15 protein-coding genes are annotated in these 17,141 nt (G+C 63.5%); 3 read left to right on the forward strand and 12 right to left on the reverse strand.

Annotated elements, in window-relative coordinates:
- Positions 1-270 (forward strand): hypothetical protein (locus VFF99_RS07425; RefSeq protein ID WP_325016458.1); only part of this gene is annotated, 270 nt, incomplete at its 5' end.
- A 121-nt stretch (positions 271-391) separates the two neighbouring features.
- On the forward strand, positions 392-1,528 hold the full coding sequence (locus VFF99_RS07430) for an IS481 family transposase (RefSeq protein ID WP_325016460.1): 1,137 nt from the start codon (positions 392-394) through the stop codon (positions 1,526-1,528).
- A 185-nt stretch (positions 1,529-1,713) separates the two neighbouring features.
- Here the strand turns inward: VFF99_RS07430 and VFF99_RS07435 are convergent, their stop codons facing one another.
- From VFF99_RS07435 to VFF99_RS07455, 5 genes are all read right to left on the reverse strand, one after another.
- Entirely contained in the window at positions 1,714-2,139 is a 426-nt protein-coding gene (locus VFF99_RS07435) for an OsmC family protein (protein ID WP_325016462.1), read from the reverse strand.
- 20 nt (positions 2,140-2,159) lie between these two features.
- Positions 2,160-2,372, reverse strand: a complete 213-nt coding sequence (locus tag VFF99_RS07440) for a hypothetical protein (protein ID WP_325016464.1) — start codon at positions 2,370-2,372, stop codon at positions 2,160-2,162.
- Between the two features lie 137 nt (positions 2,373-2,509).
- Complete coding sequence (locus tag VFF99_RS07445) at positions 2,510-4,045, reverse strand: hypothetical protein (RefSeq protein WP_325016466.1); 1,536 nt, start codon at positions 4,043-4,045, stop codon at positions 2,510-2,512.
- Positions 4,038-5,783, reverse strand: coding sequence for an alpha/beta fold hydrolase (locus tag VFF99_RS07450; RefSeq protein WP_325016468.1), 1,746 nt, complete (start codon positions 5,781-5,783; stop codon positions 4,038-4,040). Before VFF99_RS07450 ends, VFF99_RS07445 begins: the two co-directional genes overlap by 8 nt.
- Before the next feature lie 54 nt (positions 5,784-5,837).
- Complete coding sequence (locus tag VFF99_RS07455) at positions 5,838-7,607, reverse strand: GMC oxidoreductase (protein WP_325016471.1); 1,770 nt, start codon at positions 7,605-7,607, stop codon at positions 5,838-5,840.
- Between the two features lie 254 nt (positions 7,608-7,861).
- On the opposite strand from VFF99_RS07455, the gene VFF99_RS07460 reads away from it, so the two are divergent.
- The gene (locus tag VFF99_RS07460; RefSeq protein ID WP_325016473.1) at positions 7,862-11,134 is read left to right on the forward strand and encodes a 7TM diverse intracellular signaling domain-containing protein; all 3,273 of its coding nucleotides are present in this window, start codon (positions 7,862-7,864) and stop codon (positions 11,132-11,134) included.
- A 150-nt stretch (positions 11,135-11,284) separates the two neighbouring features.
- Here VFF99_RS07460 and VFF99_RS07465 read toward each other — a convergent pair whose 3' ends face one another.
- From VFF99_RS07465 to VFF99_RS07495, 7 genes are all read right to left on the reverse strand, one after another.
- Complete coding sequence (locus VFF99_RS07465; protein ID WP_325016475.1) at positions 11,285-13,123, reverse strand: nitric oxide reductase activation protein NorD; 1,839 nt, start codon at positions 13,121-13,123, stop codon at positions 11,285-11,287.
- A gap of 2 nt (positions 13,124-13,125) precedes the next feature.
- On the reverse strand, positions 13,126-14,169 hold the full coding sequence (locus VFF99_RS07470) for a 4Fe-4S binding protein (protein WP_325016477.1): 1,044 nt from the start codon (positions 14,167-14,169) through the stop codon (positions 13,126-13,128).
- Positions 14,163-14,540 (reverse strand): hypothetical protein, encoded by a 378-nt coding sequence (locus VFF99_RS07475; RefSeq protein WP_325016479.1) that lies wholly within the window; start codon positions 14,538-14,540, stop codon positions 14,163-14,165. Before VFF99_RS07475 ends, VFF99_RS07470 begins: the two co-directional genes overlap by 7 nt.
- Complete coding sequence (locus tag VFF99_RS07480) at positions 14,537-15,352, reverse strand: CbbQ/NirQ/NorQ/GpvN family protein (protein WP_414691514.1); 816 nt, start codon at positions 15,350-15,352, stop codon at positions 14,537-14,539. Before VFF99_RS07480 ends, VFF99_RS07475 begins: the two co-directional genes overlap by 4 nt.
- A 26-nt stretch (positions 15,353-15,378) precedes the next feature.
- A complete protein-coding gene (locus tag VFF99_RS07485) occupies positions 15,379-15,639 on the reverse strand; it encodes a cytochrome C oxidase subunit IV family protein (protein WP_325016483.1) in 261 nt (86 codons plus the stop codon).
- A gap of 4 nt (positions 15,640-15,643) precedes the next feature.
- The gene (locus tag VFF99_RS07490; protein WP_325016485.1) at positions 15,644-16,237 is read right to left on the reverse strand and encodes a cytochrome c oxidase subunit 3 family protein; all 594 of its coding nucleotides are present in this window, start codon (positions 16,235-16,237) and stop codon (positions 15,644-15,646) included.
- Between the two features lie 51 nt (positions 16,238-16,288).
- Positions 16,289-17,141 (reverse strand): cbb3-type cytochrome c oxidase subunit I (locus VFF99_RS07495; protein ID WP_325016487.1); only part of this gene is annotated, 853 nt, incomplete at its 5' end.

Genomic DNA, 17,141 nt, shown 5'->3' on the forward strand with positions numbered 1-17,141 from the left:
CCCCAGGCAGTCAGCATGTTCGAGGAAATCAAAAAGCTCGAAGATGCGACTCCGGCTAGGCAGCCGACAGAAGGAAAGTATGTTTCTCTGGAAAACGAGCTCGTGCTTGCGAAGTTAGAGTACGGTCTCAAGCATCTTGCTCTCACGGAGGACAAAGCCGCCGAATTCAGTTTCGATTCCACAACGGTCTCGTCCGGGAACAGGTCGCGGAATGGCAGCGAATCTTCGGACTCCGGCAAGGTCAGCAATTCGATTCCGCTGTTCGGCTAGGGAAGGTGCGGCGCATGGTGGGTTTCGCTTCGTGTATAGCCGGGGGACATAGGTAACACCTGTCGGGAGACATGGGTAACACCTTTTATGATCATCGCGTTGCAACAATCTGGAGCGCGCGATGCCTTGGAAGGAGTCGTCCCGTATGTCGTCCCGACTGGAATTTGTCATGCTGGCGCAGGCCCCTGGCGCCAATATCCGGGCCTTGTGCCGGGCCTTTGAGATCAGTCCCAAGACCGGCTACAAATGGCTGGAGCGGTTCAGGGAGCAAGGCCAGGAGGGCTTGCAGGATCAGTCCCGGCGGCCGCTCGCCTCGCCGTACCGCAGCTCCGTGGAGCTGGAATCACGCGTTCTTGACTTGCATGACAAGTACCCCTGCTGGGGCAGCCGCAAGCTGCGCGCCCTGTTGCCGGATACCTGCGACAAGCCCCATCCGAGCACCATTGACGCTATTTTGAGACGGCATGGCCGGCAAATCGCCGGCCAGGAAGCGGCCCAGCAGGCCGCCCGCAACCGCTTCGAACATGCAGCGCCCAACCAGCTTTGGCAGATGGATTTCAAGGGGCATTTCGCGTTGACCGACGGTCGTGCCGGGCGCTGCCATCCGTTGACGGTCCTGGACGATCACTCCCGCTTTGCGCTGTGTCTGAGCGCCTGTGGCAATGAAACCCGGCACAGCGTGCAGCAGGCGTTGACCGACAGCTTTCGCCGTTATGGCTTGCCGCAGCGCATGACTGCCGACAACGGGCCGCCCTGGGGCGCAAGAAAGGGCGAAGGCTTGTCCGCGCTGGAGGTGTGGCTGATCCGGCTGGGGATCCAGGTCAGCCACAGCCGTCCTTACCATCCGCAAACGCAAGGCAAGGACGAGCGCTTTCATCGCACCCTCAAGCTGGAACTGCTGGACCGGCAGGGTTTCCATTCCCTGTCGGCGTGTCAGGCAGCCTTTGACCAGTGGCGGCACTGCTACAACCTGATCCGCCCGCATGAGGCCTTGGGCCAGCAGCCGCCCGTGTCGCGCTATCAAAACAGCGCCCGGCCATTCCCGGAACAGCTGCCCGACCTCGAATATCCGGCCAGTGACCATGTGCTCAAGGTCAAGAGCAAAGGGCAGATTCACCTGAAAGGGAAGATCGTCTTTATCGGCGAGGGACTGGCAGGCCAGCAGGTCGCCATCCGCCCCAGCTCAATCGACGGGGTACTCGATGTCTACTTCTGCCACAAGCATCTCCGGCAGATCGACCTGCGAAACATCGCCTAAAATTGCAATCACATGTGTTACCTATGTCTCCCGACAAGTGTTACCCATGTGTCCCGGCTATACACGCAGCGAAACCCACCATGCACCCCAAGCACGAGAACCGTAGGGTGGGTAGAGCGCAGCGAAACCCACCATGCACACGAATCATCCCGGCCGGTTTCGCCACTACTATTGGTGACGAATCACTACCCTTCCAGCTTCGACGTCAGCGAGATCTCCGCCTTCAACACCTTCGACACCGGGCAGCCGGTCTTGGCATTGTTCACCGCCTTGTCGAACACGTCCTGCCCCGCTCCCGGCACCTTGGCCACGAGGTTCAGGTGGATCTTGTTGATCTCAAACCCTGACGCGACCTTTTCCAGCGTGACCACCGCATCCGTCTTCAGGCTCTCGGCCTTCAACCCCGCTTCTTCCAGCTGTGCCGACAAGGCCATGGTGAAGCAGCCGGCATGCGCCGCCGCGATCAGTTCTTCCGGGTTGGTCCCCGGCCCTTCCTCGAAACGCGACTGAAAGCCGTAGCGTGTGTTCGACAGCACACCGCTTTGCATCGACACCGTTCCGGTTCCATCCTTGAGTCCGCCGCTCCACGCGGCTGTTGCCGTACGCTTCATGCTTGCTTCTCCTGTCAGTGTTAGGGGCGTTTCTTTCTTCGCTTCACGGGCGGCTTGGCGCCAAGCACGCCGGTCCAGAAGTCGGTCGTCTGCTTCGTTGCCTCGTTCACCATGGCAGCGCGCTGGCGCCTGCATTCCGCCATGAGGCGCCCACGCACGGTACCGGCAGCGGCGTTGGCGCCACTCAGCCACATGCTCATCAAGGGGTTTTTCTTGAGCCAGGGATTTTTCATGGCCGGCCTCCTTTCTCCACGGCATATACGCGCCGCGCAGGGACAATGGATTTCGACAGCCGGCGCGGGAAACAGGTCGGGCGCCGGCGCGAAAACGCGCCGGGCTTTGCGGTGTATCAACTGCCGGAAAGGGAGAGTTACCAGCTATCCATGCGGTCGCCCCAGCTCGTCATGTCGCGGACGTAGAAGCGGTAGCTGTCGCCGGGTGTATGCCGCGCGAGCTTGGCGAGGTCGAAGATGAACAGCGCGCGACCGATGCCGCGCCGGCGATAACCTCGGTTACGCTTGGGCACGATGGAGTCGCGCCATGCGCCGAGGTTGATGTAGGTGTAGTTGTTGCGGCCCTGGCGCGGCCGTGGGAACTGCAGGTCGGCTTCGAGGGCGACATGGGTGTGTCCTTCCACATGCAGGCGCAGGCCGAGCATGCGGTAGGCAGGCTGGAAGGCAGGCAGCGCCAGCAGGCTGACGTCCTTGATGTCGGATTCCGGCTCCTGCACCTTGGCCATCAGGCGCATGAGGCTGATGTCGAGCCAGTACCACTTGAAGCGACTGAGGAAGTTGAGCACGTAAAGACCAAGCTTGGTGGAGCGGTGCGCGCTGTTCCAGGTTTCCGCGTGCGACATCCAGTCAACCAGGCTCTCGCGGAAGCAGCGCAGTACCTGGTCGTGCAGGCCCCTGGCTTCCGGCGTGCGCCGCGCCAGCCGGCGCGATTCGCTCAGCAGGCGCACGACCGCCGATACGGAGGGCCGGTACAAGTCCATCTCGTCGAGCAGGTTGCGGATACGGCCGGCGCCGGGCATGTTGCTGTCGATGGTGCCGGCCATTTTCCAGATGAAGCGCGACAGCATGCCGGCGGCCACCGTGTCGCCGAAACAGGGTTCGCTGAAGGCGCGGTATTTTTCCTGTTGCCACTTGTGCGGCTGCCATCCGCGGGAGGGCTTCCACAGGGCGGTGGCGCGCGAGTTGTCCTGGTCGCGCCACTGGCCGTGGGTGGCGAGCAGGCGCAGCCCGGTATCGGCGAAGTAGAACGGCATGCAGGGATACATGTCGTCTGCAGGCGTGCCCATCTGCGCGGCGACCCAGGCGCGGTAGCTGTCGCTGATGTCGAGCGCGGTGATGCCGAGGCATTCTTCGTAAAACATTTGCCGCGCCTCGGGCACCACCTGCAATTCCTTGTCGTGATTGCCGACGATGGGGATGATCGTGACCGCGATGCCGCGTGCGCGCAGCCCGGCGAGGCTCTCGCGCATCCAGTAGAAGAAGCCGGAGTACGGCTGCTCGCTGCGCTCGGGGCGCTTGGACGCGTGGATGGCGACGATGTCGCGCATGGTCGCGAGGATGATTTCAGCGAAACGCGGATGGTCGCGCTGCCACGGGTAGACGCCCGCCTCGGCCCACTTGCTGGTGCGGATGAGGTCGACGATGTCGCCATTGAGGATGAGCAGCAGTTCGTCGATGCGCTGTTCCGGTGCCGTGTGCGCCTTGTCGCCGGGATTGCAGACGGCGAATTCGAGCTGCTCGAAGAAGAGCTGCCAGTCGGTCTCGGAAGCGGTCTGGTTGCCGACGCTGCAGTCGGTGCAGTGGATGTCGCTGATCAGCACGCAGAGCCTGTTCCTCCCGGCGGTGCCGGACGGCCACAGCACGAGGCCGGGCGGGAGTTCGCGCTCAGCCATGGGCATGCTCGCGCAGGAAGCTGATCAGATGCGGGAAGACGTCGTTCGCCACATTCTTGCCCATGAAGATGTCCTGGTGGCCATAGCCGGGGAAGACATGCAGGCGGTGGCGCCCGGGGACGATTTGTTCCAGGCGTTCGTGACAGCGGATGTTGGAATCGGCGAACACGCGGTTGTCCTGGCCCTGGATGAACAGGATGGGCGTGCGGATCTCGGCGGCATGCTCGAGGTAATTGTCGGGCAGCGCGGCGTAGCGCCGGTTGCCGGGCTCGAACTTGACGGCGGTATTGTCTGCCGAAACCATCTTGTGCACGTGGCGGTAGTAGTGCACGTCAACGCCGCCGAACAGGTCGCCGAGGCGGTCGTGCGTCACTTTCAACATGTTCTCGTGGTTGAACAAGGCGGGCCGGCCGGTGCCCCACATGAAGCTGAGCATGTGGCATTCCGGCGAGTCGCATTCCTGGTGCAGCAGGCCGGCGCCCATGGCGATGAGCTTGCCGACCGACCATCCGGGCTGGCGCCGCCAGCTCGGGTTGTAGTACTCGATGCCGAGCAGGTAGTCGGACGCCCACGGACCGAGCGCGAGCTTGAGTCCGGACCAGCCGGGCACGCAGGGTGTGAGCGCCACGCTGTTGAGGATCACGCTGGAGACGCCCTGCACGGTCTTGCCGAACAGGCTCATTGCCATCGTGAGCGCACCGACGCAGTGGGCGATGACGTGGATGCGGCGGTGCGGCCCGATGTGACGGCGCAATTCCGCGATGGCGGCCGGATGGTCGAACAGGGCGATGTCGTCGAAGTTGTAGCGGCTGCGGGCGAGGTTGTACGGGAAGCGGCAGCTGCCGCGGTAGTCCAGCGTCCACACGTCCGGAAAACCTTCGTCTAGCAGCGTCTGCACCAGGTTCTGGTGCTCCGGCATGATGAACATGTCGGAGGAGCTGGTGAGGCCGTGCACCACCAGCACGACGTCATCGCTCGTGCCGCGCGAAAAGCGGGTGAGGTTGAGCGACAGTCCATCGGCGGTGGTGAAGGGATGCACGGTCGCCGCCGCGCCCTGCACGCCTTCCAGCGTGAACCGGGCGTAGCTGCGCTGCGGCTGGCTGGGTGCGGGCGGGAGATGCGGGCCGTACACATCCCACAGCTTGCCCGCGAAGAAGCGGCCGAAGGCGACGAGGCCGGCGAAGCTGGTGCCGCCCTGTGCATCGGTGGCGCGCAGGCCGCGCAGCACCTGCATGAAATCGAGCAGGCCGAGGCTGATGATGCCTGTCAGACGCAGCGCGGCTTGCGCCGGTTTGCCGGGATCGACATGGCCGCGATACACATTGACGAACAGCGTCGTGGTGTCGTGCCACAGGTCGAAGGGCGCGGTGTGCTGCACCTGCTTGTTGCCGACGAAGGTGACCGGTTCGCCCGAGGGCGTGGTGCAGTACACCTGGTAGTACATGACCTTGCGGTCGCGGTCGGCGGTGTCGGGCATCAGGCGGAAGGTGCCCGACTGCACCGGGCAGATGCCGCCGAGCAGCGCGCAGTCGACATGGCCCTCCAGCGTGCCGGCGTGGCCGTCGGTGTGCAGGAAGGCATGCAGGTCGGCGATGCGGACGGTCACATGCAGCGCGAGTTCATGGCCGGCCTTCTCGCCGTCGGCATAGCCGTCCGCAAAGGTTGTCGCTTCGGCGCTGACGCAGCCCTTCATCACTTCGGCAAACGCGATCCTCACGCCGCGCAAATCATCGGCCATTCGTATCCTCTCTGAGTTGTTTGTTTTTTTAGTCCGGTGTCGTTCGCAGAACGCTTACAGGTCAGCGTCCGGCGCCGTGCCCGTCACGTCGTGCGCAATCCATTCGGACAGCGCCGTGATGGTCGCCACCGGATTGGCGCCGAGCGCCGTCGGCACGAGCGAACCGTCGGCGACATACAGTCCCTGGTAGCCGAACACCCGTCCGCGTTCCCCCTGCCGGGCGCTCACGACCCCCTGCTCCGGCGTATCGGCAAGCGCGCAACCGCCGAGCGGATGCACCGTGACGTTGTTCTTGACCGGCCACAGCCAGGTCGGCAAGGGCACGTAGTGCCGCGCGCCGATGAAGCGGGTGAAGCGTTCGCCGAGGCTGAGGATGGCGTCGTACAGGCTGCGGTTGCTTTCCTGCGGCCAGTCGATGTCGAGGTAGCCTTCCTTGTTCAGCCGCAGCACGCCCCTGGCGTTGTCGAGGCCCATGCACAGCAGTACCGCACTGTACTTGGACAGGTCGTGCGAGAAGAGCTTTTGCACCATGTACCCGACGCTGCTGTGCTTGCGGCCGGGGTAGAACTTGTCGAATGCGTAGGCGAATACCTGCTTGCAGGTGGTCCAGAGCATCGCGAACGGGTTCATCACCGGGCCGAGCGCAGCGGTGGCCCAGCCGACCTGGGTCGGGTAGCTGGCATCCTGCAGCAGGAAGGCCTGGCTGCGGTCGAGGTCCTTGTACAGGCGGTGGTCGATGTACTGGGTGATGACGGGGCCGTAGGTGGAGTTGACTTCCTTTTCGCCGTCGACCGCGAAGGCGAGGAAGTCGCCGTTTCCGGAAAACCTCTGGCCGAGGCGTGGCGAAACGCGCGGCAGCGTCTTGTGCACGTCGCGGTTGCGCATCAGCAGTTCGTTGGTGCCGAGCGTGCCGGCGGAGACGACCACGCGGCGCGTCGTGACGCTGTGCGTGCCACCCATGCGCAGGTCGCGGAAATAGACGCGGTAGCCGTGGCCGCCGTCGCCGTCGGGATCGTCGGCATGAGCGGCATCGAGCGGCACGATGCGCTCGACTTCGCACTGCGTGCGCACCGCGGCCTGGTAGCGCTTGCGGGCGACGTGCAGGTAATTGTGGTCGACCGAGTTCTTGGCCTGCACGTTGCAGCCGATGTCGCATTCGCCGCAATAGGTGCAGGAGGTCTGCAGGGCGCCGTAGCGATTGGCTTCCTGCACGCCGAGCGGCAGCGGGCGGTCGCTGGCTTTGTAGGTGTAGCCGTTGCCGAAGTAGACGCAGATGTCGGCCATCTTCGTCGGCAGGCCGGCTTCGCGGGCGAATTCCTGGAAGCGTTCGGTGCGGCGGATCGTGCGCCGGTCGTCTTCGCCGTCAGCTGGCGGCACCGGCCTCGCGCCGAGCACTTGCCGCGCCACCTCGTAGTACGGCGCAAGAACGTCGCGCCTCAGCCCGGCCGGCCAGCCCTGCTCGAACACCGCGGCTGGCGGGGGCAGGAAGACGTTGGCGTAGATCTGTGAACCGCCGCCGTAGACCGCCGAGGTGACGGTATCGATCTTGTCGAAATGGCGGATATCGAACATGCCGGTGAGATGGCCGCGCGCTGCCTTGCGCTGGTGTACCGCGCGCGGCCGCCGGGCACTGTCGCCGTCCGGGCACCAGACGTTGTCGGCCATTTCGGCCGGACTGCGCGGATACGCGCCCAGGGGATATTCCCGTCCCCGCTCCAGTACCAGGATCTTCCCCGGCCATTTCCGTGACAAACGGGCGGACATGACAGCGCCGCCAAAGCCGCTGCCGATGACCACCGCCTCGTGCTGAAGTGCGGTATTCACATGGACCTCCCGGGTGCGGCCTGCCTCCCGGGGGCCGCAATTGTAAGAAATTGTTTCCCGGGATCATATTTGATTTCGATTAGTACATGTTAGTTTTTGACCACAAGTGCAGAGCTGGCGGTTACCCGGGCGGAGACTCGCCCCCCGCATACTGTTACGATACTATTTCTCGTTGGTAACATTTTGAAACAGGTGGGTGGATGCGGTCTTCGTTTCACTTCATGCGCTATTTTGGGGTCTTTTGCCTGCTGCTTTTGGTAGCGGTATCAGCGCGCGCGGCAGACCTGCACCTGGACGGCAAGCCGCAACCCAAGCCCTTCAACCTGACGCCTTACTGGGCGACGCTGGAAGACGTGCAGCATGAATGGGACATCGGCGACATCAGCAGCGAGGCGTTCCGGTCCCGTTTCACCCGCCCGCGCCTGGAAAACGATTCCATCAACTACGGCCTGACCCGTTCGGCCATCTGGCTGCGCATCACGATTGCCAATACCTCCGGTGCCGACCTTGAGCGCCTGCTTGAAGTCGCTTTCACCCACTTGCACAACGTCGATTTCTTCCTGCCGTCCGGCGAAGGCTTCACGCGGATCTCGACCGGCCACTCCAAGCCGTTCGCCATGCGCATGGTGAACCACCGGAATTTCATCTTCCCGCTGCGCATTCCCGCGGGCACGGAGATCACCTATTACATGCGGGTGGCCACCGGCACCACCCTCGACATCCCGACCAGGCTGTGGGAGCCGAAGGCCTTCGAGCAGGAAAGCCTGCATGAGTACATCGGGCAGGCGCTCTATTTCGGCATGCTGCTGGCGCTCGGCCTGTACAACCTGCTGCTGTTCGCTTCCATGCGCGACCGCACCTATCTGTACTACGTGATGTTCGTCGGCGCCAACGCGCTCTCGGTCATCGCCTTCAGCGGCGTGGCTTACCAGTTCCTGTGGCCGGAATCGCCGCAGTGGTCGATGATCTCGTCGATGATCGGGTTCGCGCTCACGGGCATCACGCTGATGCTGTTCCAGCGACGGCTGCTGGCCACCGATGTCACCGTGCCCGTGCTGGACAAGGTGATGAGCGCAATGATCGCCCTGAACGTCCTGCAGATGATGGGGTTCTGGGTGCTGCCCTATCAGAGCATCATCGGCACCGGCATCACGCTCGACATGCTCAACATGCTGCTGGCGCTGGTGGTGGGCATCGCCTGCAAGATGCGCGGCCAGCGCAGCGCGCGCTTCTTCCTCCTGGCCTTCAGCTGCCTGGTGTTCGCCGCGGTGCTGACCGCGCTGCGCAGCTATGGCATCAAGGGCATTCCGAATTTCATCATGGTGTACGGCATCCAGATCGGTTCCGCGCTGGAAATGCTGCTGCTCTCCCTGGCGCTGGCCGACCGCTTCAACCAGATGAAACGCGAGAAGGAAAACGCGCAGCAGCAACTGGTGGACAGCCTGAAGCGCTCCGAGCGCATTCTGGAGCAGCGCGTGGCCGAGCGTACCACCGAACTGCTGCGCACCAACCGCGAGCTGCTCGAACATGAAAAGGCGCTGCAGGCCGCCAAGGAAGTGGCGGAAGAAGCCTCGCGCATGAAGTCAGCCTTCCTTGCCAACATGAGCCATGAAATCCGCACGCCGATGAACGCGGTGATCGGCATGGCCTACCTTGCCTTGCGCACCGACCTCACCGGCAAGCAGCGCGACTACGTGGAAAAAATCCATCGCGCCGCCGTTTCGCTGCTGGGGATCATCAACGACATCCTCGATTTCTCCAAGATCGAAGCCGGCAAGCTGACCATCGAAAAGACCGATTTCTCGATCCACGATGTGCTGGCCAATGTCAGCACCGTCACCAGCCAGCGTGCTGCGGAGAAGGGCCTGCGCTTCGAGTTCGACGTCGCCGACGACGTGCCGGTACACCTGAACGGCGATCCGCTGCGCCTCGGCCAGATCCTGATCAACCTGATCAGCAATGCGATCAAGTTCACGCCGCGCGGCAAGGTGCAGCTGCGCTGCCGTGTCGTATCGAGCGGCAAGGACAGCGTGGAACTGTGCTTCGAGGTGGAAGACACCGGCATCGGCATGTCGGCCGAGGAGCAGGCCAGACTGTTCCAGGCTTTCAGCCAGGCCGACGATTCGACCACGCGCAAGTACGGCGGCACCGGCCTCGGTCTGGCCATCAGCCGGCGCCTCGTGGAAATGATGGGCGGCAGCATGACGCTGCAGAGCCGGGAAGGCGCGGGCTCGACCTTCACCTTCCTCCTGCGCTTCGGCCTCGGCACGCAGACCGCCATATCGCTGCCCAGCCTGCCGGAACGCCTGCTCGGCTGCCGCGTGCTGGTGGTCGACGACAATCCCGCCGCGCGCGAGATCCTGACCAACATGGTCGATGGCTTCGGGCTGCGGGTGAATGCGGTATCGAATGCCTCCGACGCGCTGGTCGCGATCCGCAACGCCGACCTCGGCATGCCCTACGACCTCGTGCTCGCCGATCTCGGCATGCCGGGCATGAACGGTATCGAGCTCGCCCGCGCCATCCGTATTACAGGCCTCGCCCACCTGCCCAAGTTCATTCTCGCCACCGCGTTCGGCCGCGACGACGTGCTGCGGCAGGCGGACGATGCGCCGGTCGATGCCGTGCTGTTCAAGCCCGTCGACCAGTCGCTGCTGCACGACACTTTCGTCAACGTACTGGCCAAGGATGCAGGCACACATCGCACCGCGGCGCCGCAACAGCACCTGCCGCGCTTTGACGGCTGCCGCGTCCTCCTGGTCGAGGACAATGAGATCAACCAGCAGATCGCACGCGAGATGCTGGCCGCCACGGGCCTGCAGGTGGACATCGCCGGCAATGGCCGCGTGGCGGTGGACAGGCTGCTTGCCGCAGGACCGGCGGTCTACGACCTGGTGCTGATGGACATCCAGATGCCGGAGATGGGCGGCCACGCCGCGACCCGCCGCATCCGCATGGATGAGCGCTTCGAAGGCCTGCCCATCGTCGCGATGACGGCGCACGCGACGCATGAAGAGCGGGAAGCCTGCATCAAGAGCGGCATGCAAGACCACATCACCAAGCCGATCAACCCGGCGCATTTCTACCAGACACTGACCCGCTGGCTGACGCCCGCGCCCGCCGGCGTGGCATCCGGCATTACCGCTGTGCGCGGCGAGCAGGAAGCGCCTGTTTTCATCCCCGGCTTCGACACTGCCGACACGCTGGAACGGCTGTCCGGCGACGTGGGGCTTTACCACCGGGTGCTCGGCATGCTGGTGCCCAGTCTGGGCACGGCGGTGGACCAGCTCGCTGCGGCAGTTGCAAGCTCGGACCACGCGGGGATGAAATCCGTCGTGCACAGCATTCGCGGCATGGCCGCTAATGTGGGTGCGACGGAACTGACGGGGGTTGCGGCGGAGCTTGAGGAAATGCTGGCGCAGCAGCGCGAAAGTGAGGAACAGGTGGCGCGGTTCCAGGTGCTGGCGGAACAGACGCTGCAGCTTGTGCAGGCGGCGCTGGCTGAGAGGAAGGTGACGGTGGATTGAGGGAGGGGTTCGTTCCGGATTGCTGTTCTTTGTGCGCTTGGTGGGTTTCGCTGCGCTCTACCCACCCTACATTTCTTTATAGAGGACCGTAGGGTGGGTAGAGCGAAGCGAAACCCACCAAGCGCATAGAGAACTGTGCGCGAGCGCCCCCTACTCCCCCGTCAACTGCACATACAAATTCGGCAACACCTTTGGCAAGGTCTCCGCATCCCGCACGACCACATACCCGTTCGCGCCAAAAAGATGCGGCAAATATTCCCCCGCCTTCTCGTCAATCGTCACGCAAAACGGCGTGAGCCCCAGACGGCGTGCTTCCTGTACCGCCACGCGCGTATCTTCGATGCCATAACGCCCCTCGTACTTGTCGAGGTCATTCGGCTTGCCGTCGGTAAGAATAAGCAGCAGCCGGCGCGAAGTCTTCTGCTTGGAGAGGATCGCCGCGGAATGCCGTATCGCAGCGCCCATCCGAGTGTAGAAACCCGGTTTCAACGCCGCGACACGCCCGCGAATCGCTGCGTCGTAGCGTTCGTCGAATCCCTTGATCAGGTGGTAGCGCACGTTTTCGCGGCGCACGGATGAGAAGCCGTACAGCGCAAAGCGGTCGCCGGTGGCGCCGAGGGCTTCGCCGAACAGCATCATGCTGTTGCGGATGACATCGATAACGCGCGCCGAGTTGCTGACCCAGGCATCGGTGGAGAGCGAGAGGTCGGCCAGCAGGAGGCAGGACAGGTCGCGCTGCTGCCGCCTGCTGTCGATGTACAGGCCGGGCTCGGCGGTCGGCAGGCCGCTGGCCTTTTCGGCTGCATGACGCACGCAGGCGTCGAGGTCGAGGTCGGTGCCGTTGGCCTGCGCGCGCAGGCGTGCGCGTTGCGAACTCAATGCCTGGAACTGGCTGCGCAGCCGGCGCGCAGCGGGACGAAGATCGACCGGCAGCTCGCACGGTTGCGCATCGCGCGCGAGCAGCATTTGCAGCCGGCAATGCGCGGGCTGCATCTGCTGCTTCCGGTAATGCCATTCGGGCAGCAGGATGCCGTCGGCGAGCACGAGGTCGTCGTCGGCTTCGGCCGGCAGGTCGAGGTCGAAGCGGATGCGGCTGGCGGTGGTCTTGCCGTCGTTGGCGACGCTGAGGACGTCGAGGTCGTTGGCGGCCTTTACCGCGTCGTCGTTGTCGTCTTCATCCAGCGAGCGGTTGACCTTGACGTACTCGGCCCACGTGAACAGGCTCTCGGCGCGGAACAGCAGGACGAACGGGTTGTCGGCCTTGGGCATGTCGACATTTTCGGCACTGCGCTTGCGCGCTTCGGCATCCTTGTTGACCTTGCCGCCTTCCGGCTGTTGCGGCTCGCCCTTGGCCGGCCTGCGCTGCTCGCCGGCCGGCAGCGGCGGCTCCGGGTGCAGCCACAGCGGCACCGGGAACGGCGGCCGTTCGCCGGGGACGAATTCGTTGATCGATCCGGGTTCGCACAGGGCATCGCGGATTGCCTGCTCCGCCTGCTTTTCGGCGGCGGGCAGGCGCGCTGCATCGCCGCGCCGGAGAAGTTCCGCTTCCACCAGTTTGCGGTAGCGTGCCGCCATGCCGGGCAGCGCTTCCAGCGTCGCGCGCGCAGCTTCCTGGTTGCGCACGATCCATGCCGCTTCCGGTGCGACGTCGTGCGCAGCCAGCGCGAGGAGCCAGAGATAGAGTTCGCGGTTGAGGGCGCGTTCGGGATACAGGTCGATCGATGCCGGCAGGTGCAGCGTGGCATCGTCCGTCCATGCCAGTTCGACGCGTTCGCCAATGCCGGCGATGCGCTCCATCCAGCTGCGCCGCGCGCCATGCGCGGTGGCGGTGCCGGCGCGCACGTTCAGGCCGGCATCGCCGCCGAGGGCGCGGAAGAATACCGGGGCCAGCTTCTCGATTTCCTTCAGTTCCACACGCGCCTGCGGGAAGCCGCGGTAGGCGGTGCGCGTAATCAGCTTGTCCCACAAGCCGCCGACGAATTCTTCCATGTCTATTCCTTGCCGCCGGTCTGGATCGGCGTGATCTTGATGGTGCGGGCCTCACGCATGTTGAACGCGGCTTCCGACTCGGCGCGCAAGTCCTGCACCCAGTCGAGCAGCGCGCCCTTGGGGTTCTCGGCTTGCGTATGGTCGCAGGCGTCGACGCATTGCCCGCATTGCACGCAGGCGAACATCATGCGCTTGACGTTGCGCGGGTTGAGCCGCATCGGGCAGACGTGGTCGCAGGCAGAGAAGCAGGTGGAGCAATCCTTGGCGCGTTCGCGCTGGAAGCCGACCACCATCGCCTTGTCGTTGCCCATCCATGCGAGACTCTGGAAGAAGCCGACCGCGCAGGCATAGCGGCAGAACAGGTGCCGCGCGAACATGAATTCGACGAAGAAAGCAATCGTCGCTGCCGTCAGGAAGATCGACTGGTTGCGCGTCAGCGTCCAGTTCCAGATATTGCCGTAGATCTCGGCCGGCGGCAGCAGGTAGGTCAGCAGCACCACGGCCCATAACATCGCGCAACCGATCACGAGCGGAATGACGCCCAGCCACCAGATCGCATCATGCGGCGTTTCAGTGCCGTCGGCATTACGCGTCGGCAGCGGTTTCTTGTCCCACAGGCTTTGCTTGCCGATGGCGCGGCGCAAGGTCTGGTTGATGGTTTCGACCACGGAAAAATGCGGACACAGCCAGCCGCAATACAATCGTCCCCACTTCCAGCTGACATAGATCAGTGCGCCGCCAACGCCGAGCAGCGGCAGGAAGGCGCGCAGGATGATGTTCATCGATGCCTGTGTTGCGCTCGCACGCCCGGCGAGAAAATCATCCAGGCCCAGCGTCCAGTCGAAGCCAAACAGGATGAAATGCTTGACGTTGAGGTCGAGCCGGAAGATGTCGAAGACCGGCGCGAGGATGAACAGCAGGAAGAATCCGGCCTGAGTCAACTGGCGCCAGCGTTGTACCGGCACCCCAAGCCATCCCGCCTTGCGCGTGCCCGTCGCCGGCGCCACACGCGGGCCGGTCGATGGTCGGCTGAGCGGCATTACCATTTACGGCTCCCGATCAAAGGATAGACATAAGTTTGCCCTGCCATTGCCCGTGACAGCCCGAACACGCCGATGAGGACGAGGGTTGCGTGGCAGCAGAGCACATAAAGAATCATCACGATCCATGTCGCCGGCACGAACAGGCCGCCGAGCGCGAGAATGCCCAGCGCCACCGCCGTGAGGAGGACACCTGCCCAGAGGCTTGCCACCAGCGTCTGCTTCAGGTGGCAGCGCACCAGTTCGTTCGTGCTTGTGCGATGCCGGTACGCCAGCCAGAGTAGGCCGATGAATGCCAGCCCCGGAAACAGCAGCAGGTTGAGCAGGTAGAGCACCTCGGCCTGGACGGCAGCCGGTGCATCGGCTTCCGTGTTCATCGTCCGAACGTTGCCTTGATGACTTCGAGCAGGGCCGTCGCCGTGTCGGCGTCATCGGTCAACGGTTCGACCAGTGCGGCTTCGCACGCATCGACCGGATCGCATCCGGCGCGCATCAGGCTGGCCGCATACACCAGCAGTCGCGTGGAAACGGCCTCCTCGAGGTCGTGGTCCTTGAGCTGACGGAAGTGGCCGGCGAGCGTCACCAATTGCAGCGCCTGCATCTGCTCGATGCCGGTTTCGGCAATGACGATCTTCTGTTCCAGCTCGGCCGGCGGGAAGCCGAAATTGATTGCGACAAAGCGCTGGCGCGTCGACGGTTTCAGGCTCTTGAGCAGGTTCTGGTAGCCCGGGTTGTACGACACGACAAGCATGAACTCGTCAGGCGCGTGCAACTCTTCGCCGGTACGTTCAATCGGCAGGATGCGGCGGTCGTCGGTCAGCGGATGCAGTACTACCGTCGTGTCCTTGCGCGCCTCGACGACTTCATCCAGATAGCAGATGCCGCCCTGGCGTACCGCGCGGGTGAGCGGGCCGTCGGACCAGATCGTCTGGCCGTCGCCGATAAGATGACGGCCGACGAGATCCGCGGCAGTGAGGTCGTCGTGGCAGGCGACGGTGATGAGCGGACGCGCCATGCGTGCGGCCATGTGTGCGACGAAGCGTGTCTTGCCGCAGCCGGTCGGCCCCTTGATCAGGAGCGGCAGGCGGTTGCGATAGGCATGTTCGAACAACGCGCATTCGTTGCCGACCGGTTGGTAGAAAGGCACCTTTAGGGAATCCATCAGGCCGGGAGCGGTAATGTCGTTCATGGTCATTCTCCGATTAAGTCTGTTGTTCAGTTCAACGAGGCGCGAAATGCGTAGCCGATGGCGCCAAGCACCACGATCAGCCAGCCGAGCACCACCCAGCGCCACGGCGCGGACACGTCGCGCAGGGCCATGAAGCGGTCGATCACGATGCGTCCCTTGAGCAGGGTCGCCAGCAGTACCGGCAGCAGGACAGTGGCCCCCGATACGCCCGCTTCCGCGAGGCCGAAGGTCACGGCGGTCAGGACTAACAGGACCAGCCAGTCGCGTGTGGATGCGTTGCTTGTCATGATCTCAATGTAATACGTAAATCAGCGGAAACAACACGATCCATACCAGGTCGACCATGTGCCAGTACGACGCACCGGTCTCGACGCCCGCATGGTCATGCGCGCTGTACCCCCCGCGCTTCGCCTTGAGCGCAATCGCGCCAAGAATCACCATGCCGAGGATGACATGCATGAAATGAAAGAAGCCGAGGAACAGGTAGAACATGTAAAACGTGTTGGTCGACATGCTGATGCCGGCCTCGACCTTGGCCGCGAATTCGATGAGCTTGAGGATCAGGAAGCCGCCGCCGCAGGCCATGGCGGCCGCGAGCCAGCGTGTGCAGCTTTGATGGCGGCCGACGCGGATGGTTTCCACGGCGCGGACCACAAAATAGCTGCTGGTAATCAGTAAAACGGTATTGATGACGCCGCTGACGCGATCCAGCTCGCGCTGCGACGCATTGAACAACTCGACATCGTTTGCCCGCGCAAACGCGTACACCACAAAAAAAATGCCGAACACCAGCAGTTCGGCAAGGATAAAGCACCACATGGCCAGGTCGCCCGGCAGACTGCGGCGTGCCTGTTGTGATGCTACGGGAGAAATAGTCAGGTTCACGTCTTTTTCCATCCCCGCCCGGCGCATCACACACCGGGCGGGATGTCAGTTTCAGGCAGTTGCCTTGCTGTCGCCCTTGAGGAAGAAGCTCAGGACATACAGCACGATACCAACCAGGAACACCAGGCCTGCACCTTCACGCAGCCAGTAGAACAATGCCACCTGGTCTTGTGCAGCCATGAAGGACATCGGTTGCGACGACACGCGCTGCAGCCAGACTTGCAGGATACCGGCAGCGGTCAGGAACAGGGTGATGAACACCATCGAGATCGTCATCAGCCAGAAGGACCACATTTCCAGTACTTGTGCACGTGCGCTGTTCGCCGGGCGTCCACGCATCAGCGGCATGGTGTAGCTGATCATCGTCAGCGTGACCATTGCATAGGCGCCGTAGAACGCCATGTGGCCGTGCGCCGCAGTGATCTGGCTGCCGTGGGTGTAGTAGTTCACCGGTGCCAGCGTGTGCAGGAAGCCCCACACGCCCGCGCCGAGGAAAGCCATCACGCCGGTGCCCAGTGCCCACAGCACGGCTGCCTTGTTCGGATGCTCGCGGCGGCGGCGGTTCACCATGTTGAACGCAAACACGGTCATCATGAAGAACGGAATCGGTTCCAGGGCGGAGAACACACTCCCCCACCATTGCCAGTATTCCGGTGCGCCGATCCAGTAGTAGTGGTGGCCGGTGCCGATGATGCCGGTGATCAGTGCCATGGCGATGATCACGTACAGCCACTTCTCGATCACTTCACGGTCCACGCCAGTGACCTTGATCAGCACGAAGGCCAGCATCGCGCCCATGATCAGTTCCCACACGCCTTCCACCCAGAGGTGAACCACCCACCACCAGTAGTACTTGTCCTTGACCAGGTTGGCCGGGTTGTAGAACGAGAACAGGAAGAAGATC

The sequence above is a fragment of the Noviherbaspirillum sp. genome, from assembly GCF_035654295.1.
GTDB lineage: Bacteria > Pseudomonadota > Gammaproteobacteria > Burkholderiales > Burkholderiaceae_D > Noviherbaspirillum.

Excerpts from the sequence above, each read along its gene's own strand:
- VFF99_RS07430 (WP_325016460.1), top strand. The coding sequence starts at position 392 with ATGCCTTGGAAGGAGTCGTCCCGTATGTCGTCCCGACTGGAATTTGTC.
- VFF99_RS07435 (WP_325016462.1), bottom strand. The coding sequence starts at position 2,139 with ATGAAGCGTACGGCAACAGCCGCGTGGAGCGGCGGACTCAAGGATGGA.
- VFF99_RS07440 (WP_325016464.1), bottom strand. The coding sequence starts at position 2,372 with ATGAAAAATCCCTGGCTCAAGAAAAACCCCTTGATGAGCATGTGGCTG.
- VFF99_RS07445 (WP_325016466.1), bottom strand. The coding sequence starts at position 4,045 with ATGGCTGAGCGCGAACTCCCGCCCGGCCTCGTGCTGTGGCCGTCCGGC.
- VFF99_RS07450 (WP_325016468.1), bottom strand. The coding sequence starts at position 5,783 with ATGGCCGATGATTTGCGCGGCGTGAGGATCGCGTTTGCCGAAGTGATG.
- VFF99_RS07465 (WP_325016475.1), bottom strand. The coding sequence starts at position 13,123 with ATGGAAGAATTCGTCGGCGGCTTGTGGGACAAGCTGATTACGCGCACC.
- VFF99_RS07470 (WP_325016477.1), bottom strand. The coding sequence starts at position 14,169 with ATGGTAATGCCGCTCAGCCGACCATCGACCGGCCCGCGTGTGGCGCCG.
- VFF99_RS07475 (WP_325016479.1), bottom strand. The coding sequence starts at position 14,540 with ATGAACACGGAAGCCGATGCACCGGCTGCCGTCCAGGCCGAGGTGCTC.
- VFF99_RS07480 (WP_414691514.1), bottom strand. The coding sequence starts at position 15,352 with ATGAACGACATTACCGCTCCCGGCCTGATGGATTCCCTAAAGGTGCCT.
- VFF99_RS07485 (WP_325016483.1), bottom strand. The coding sequence starts at position 15,639 with ATGACAAGCAACGCATCCACACGCGACTGGCTGGTCCTGTTAGTCCTG.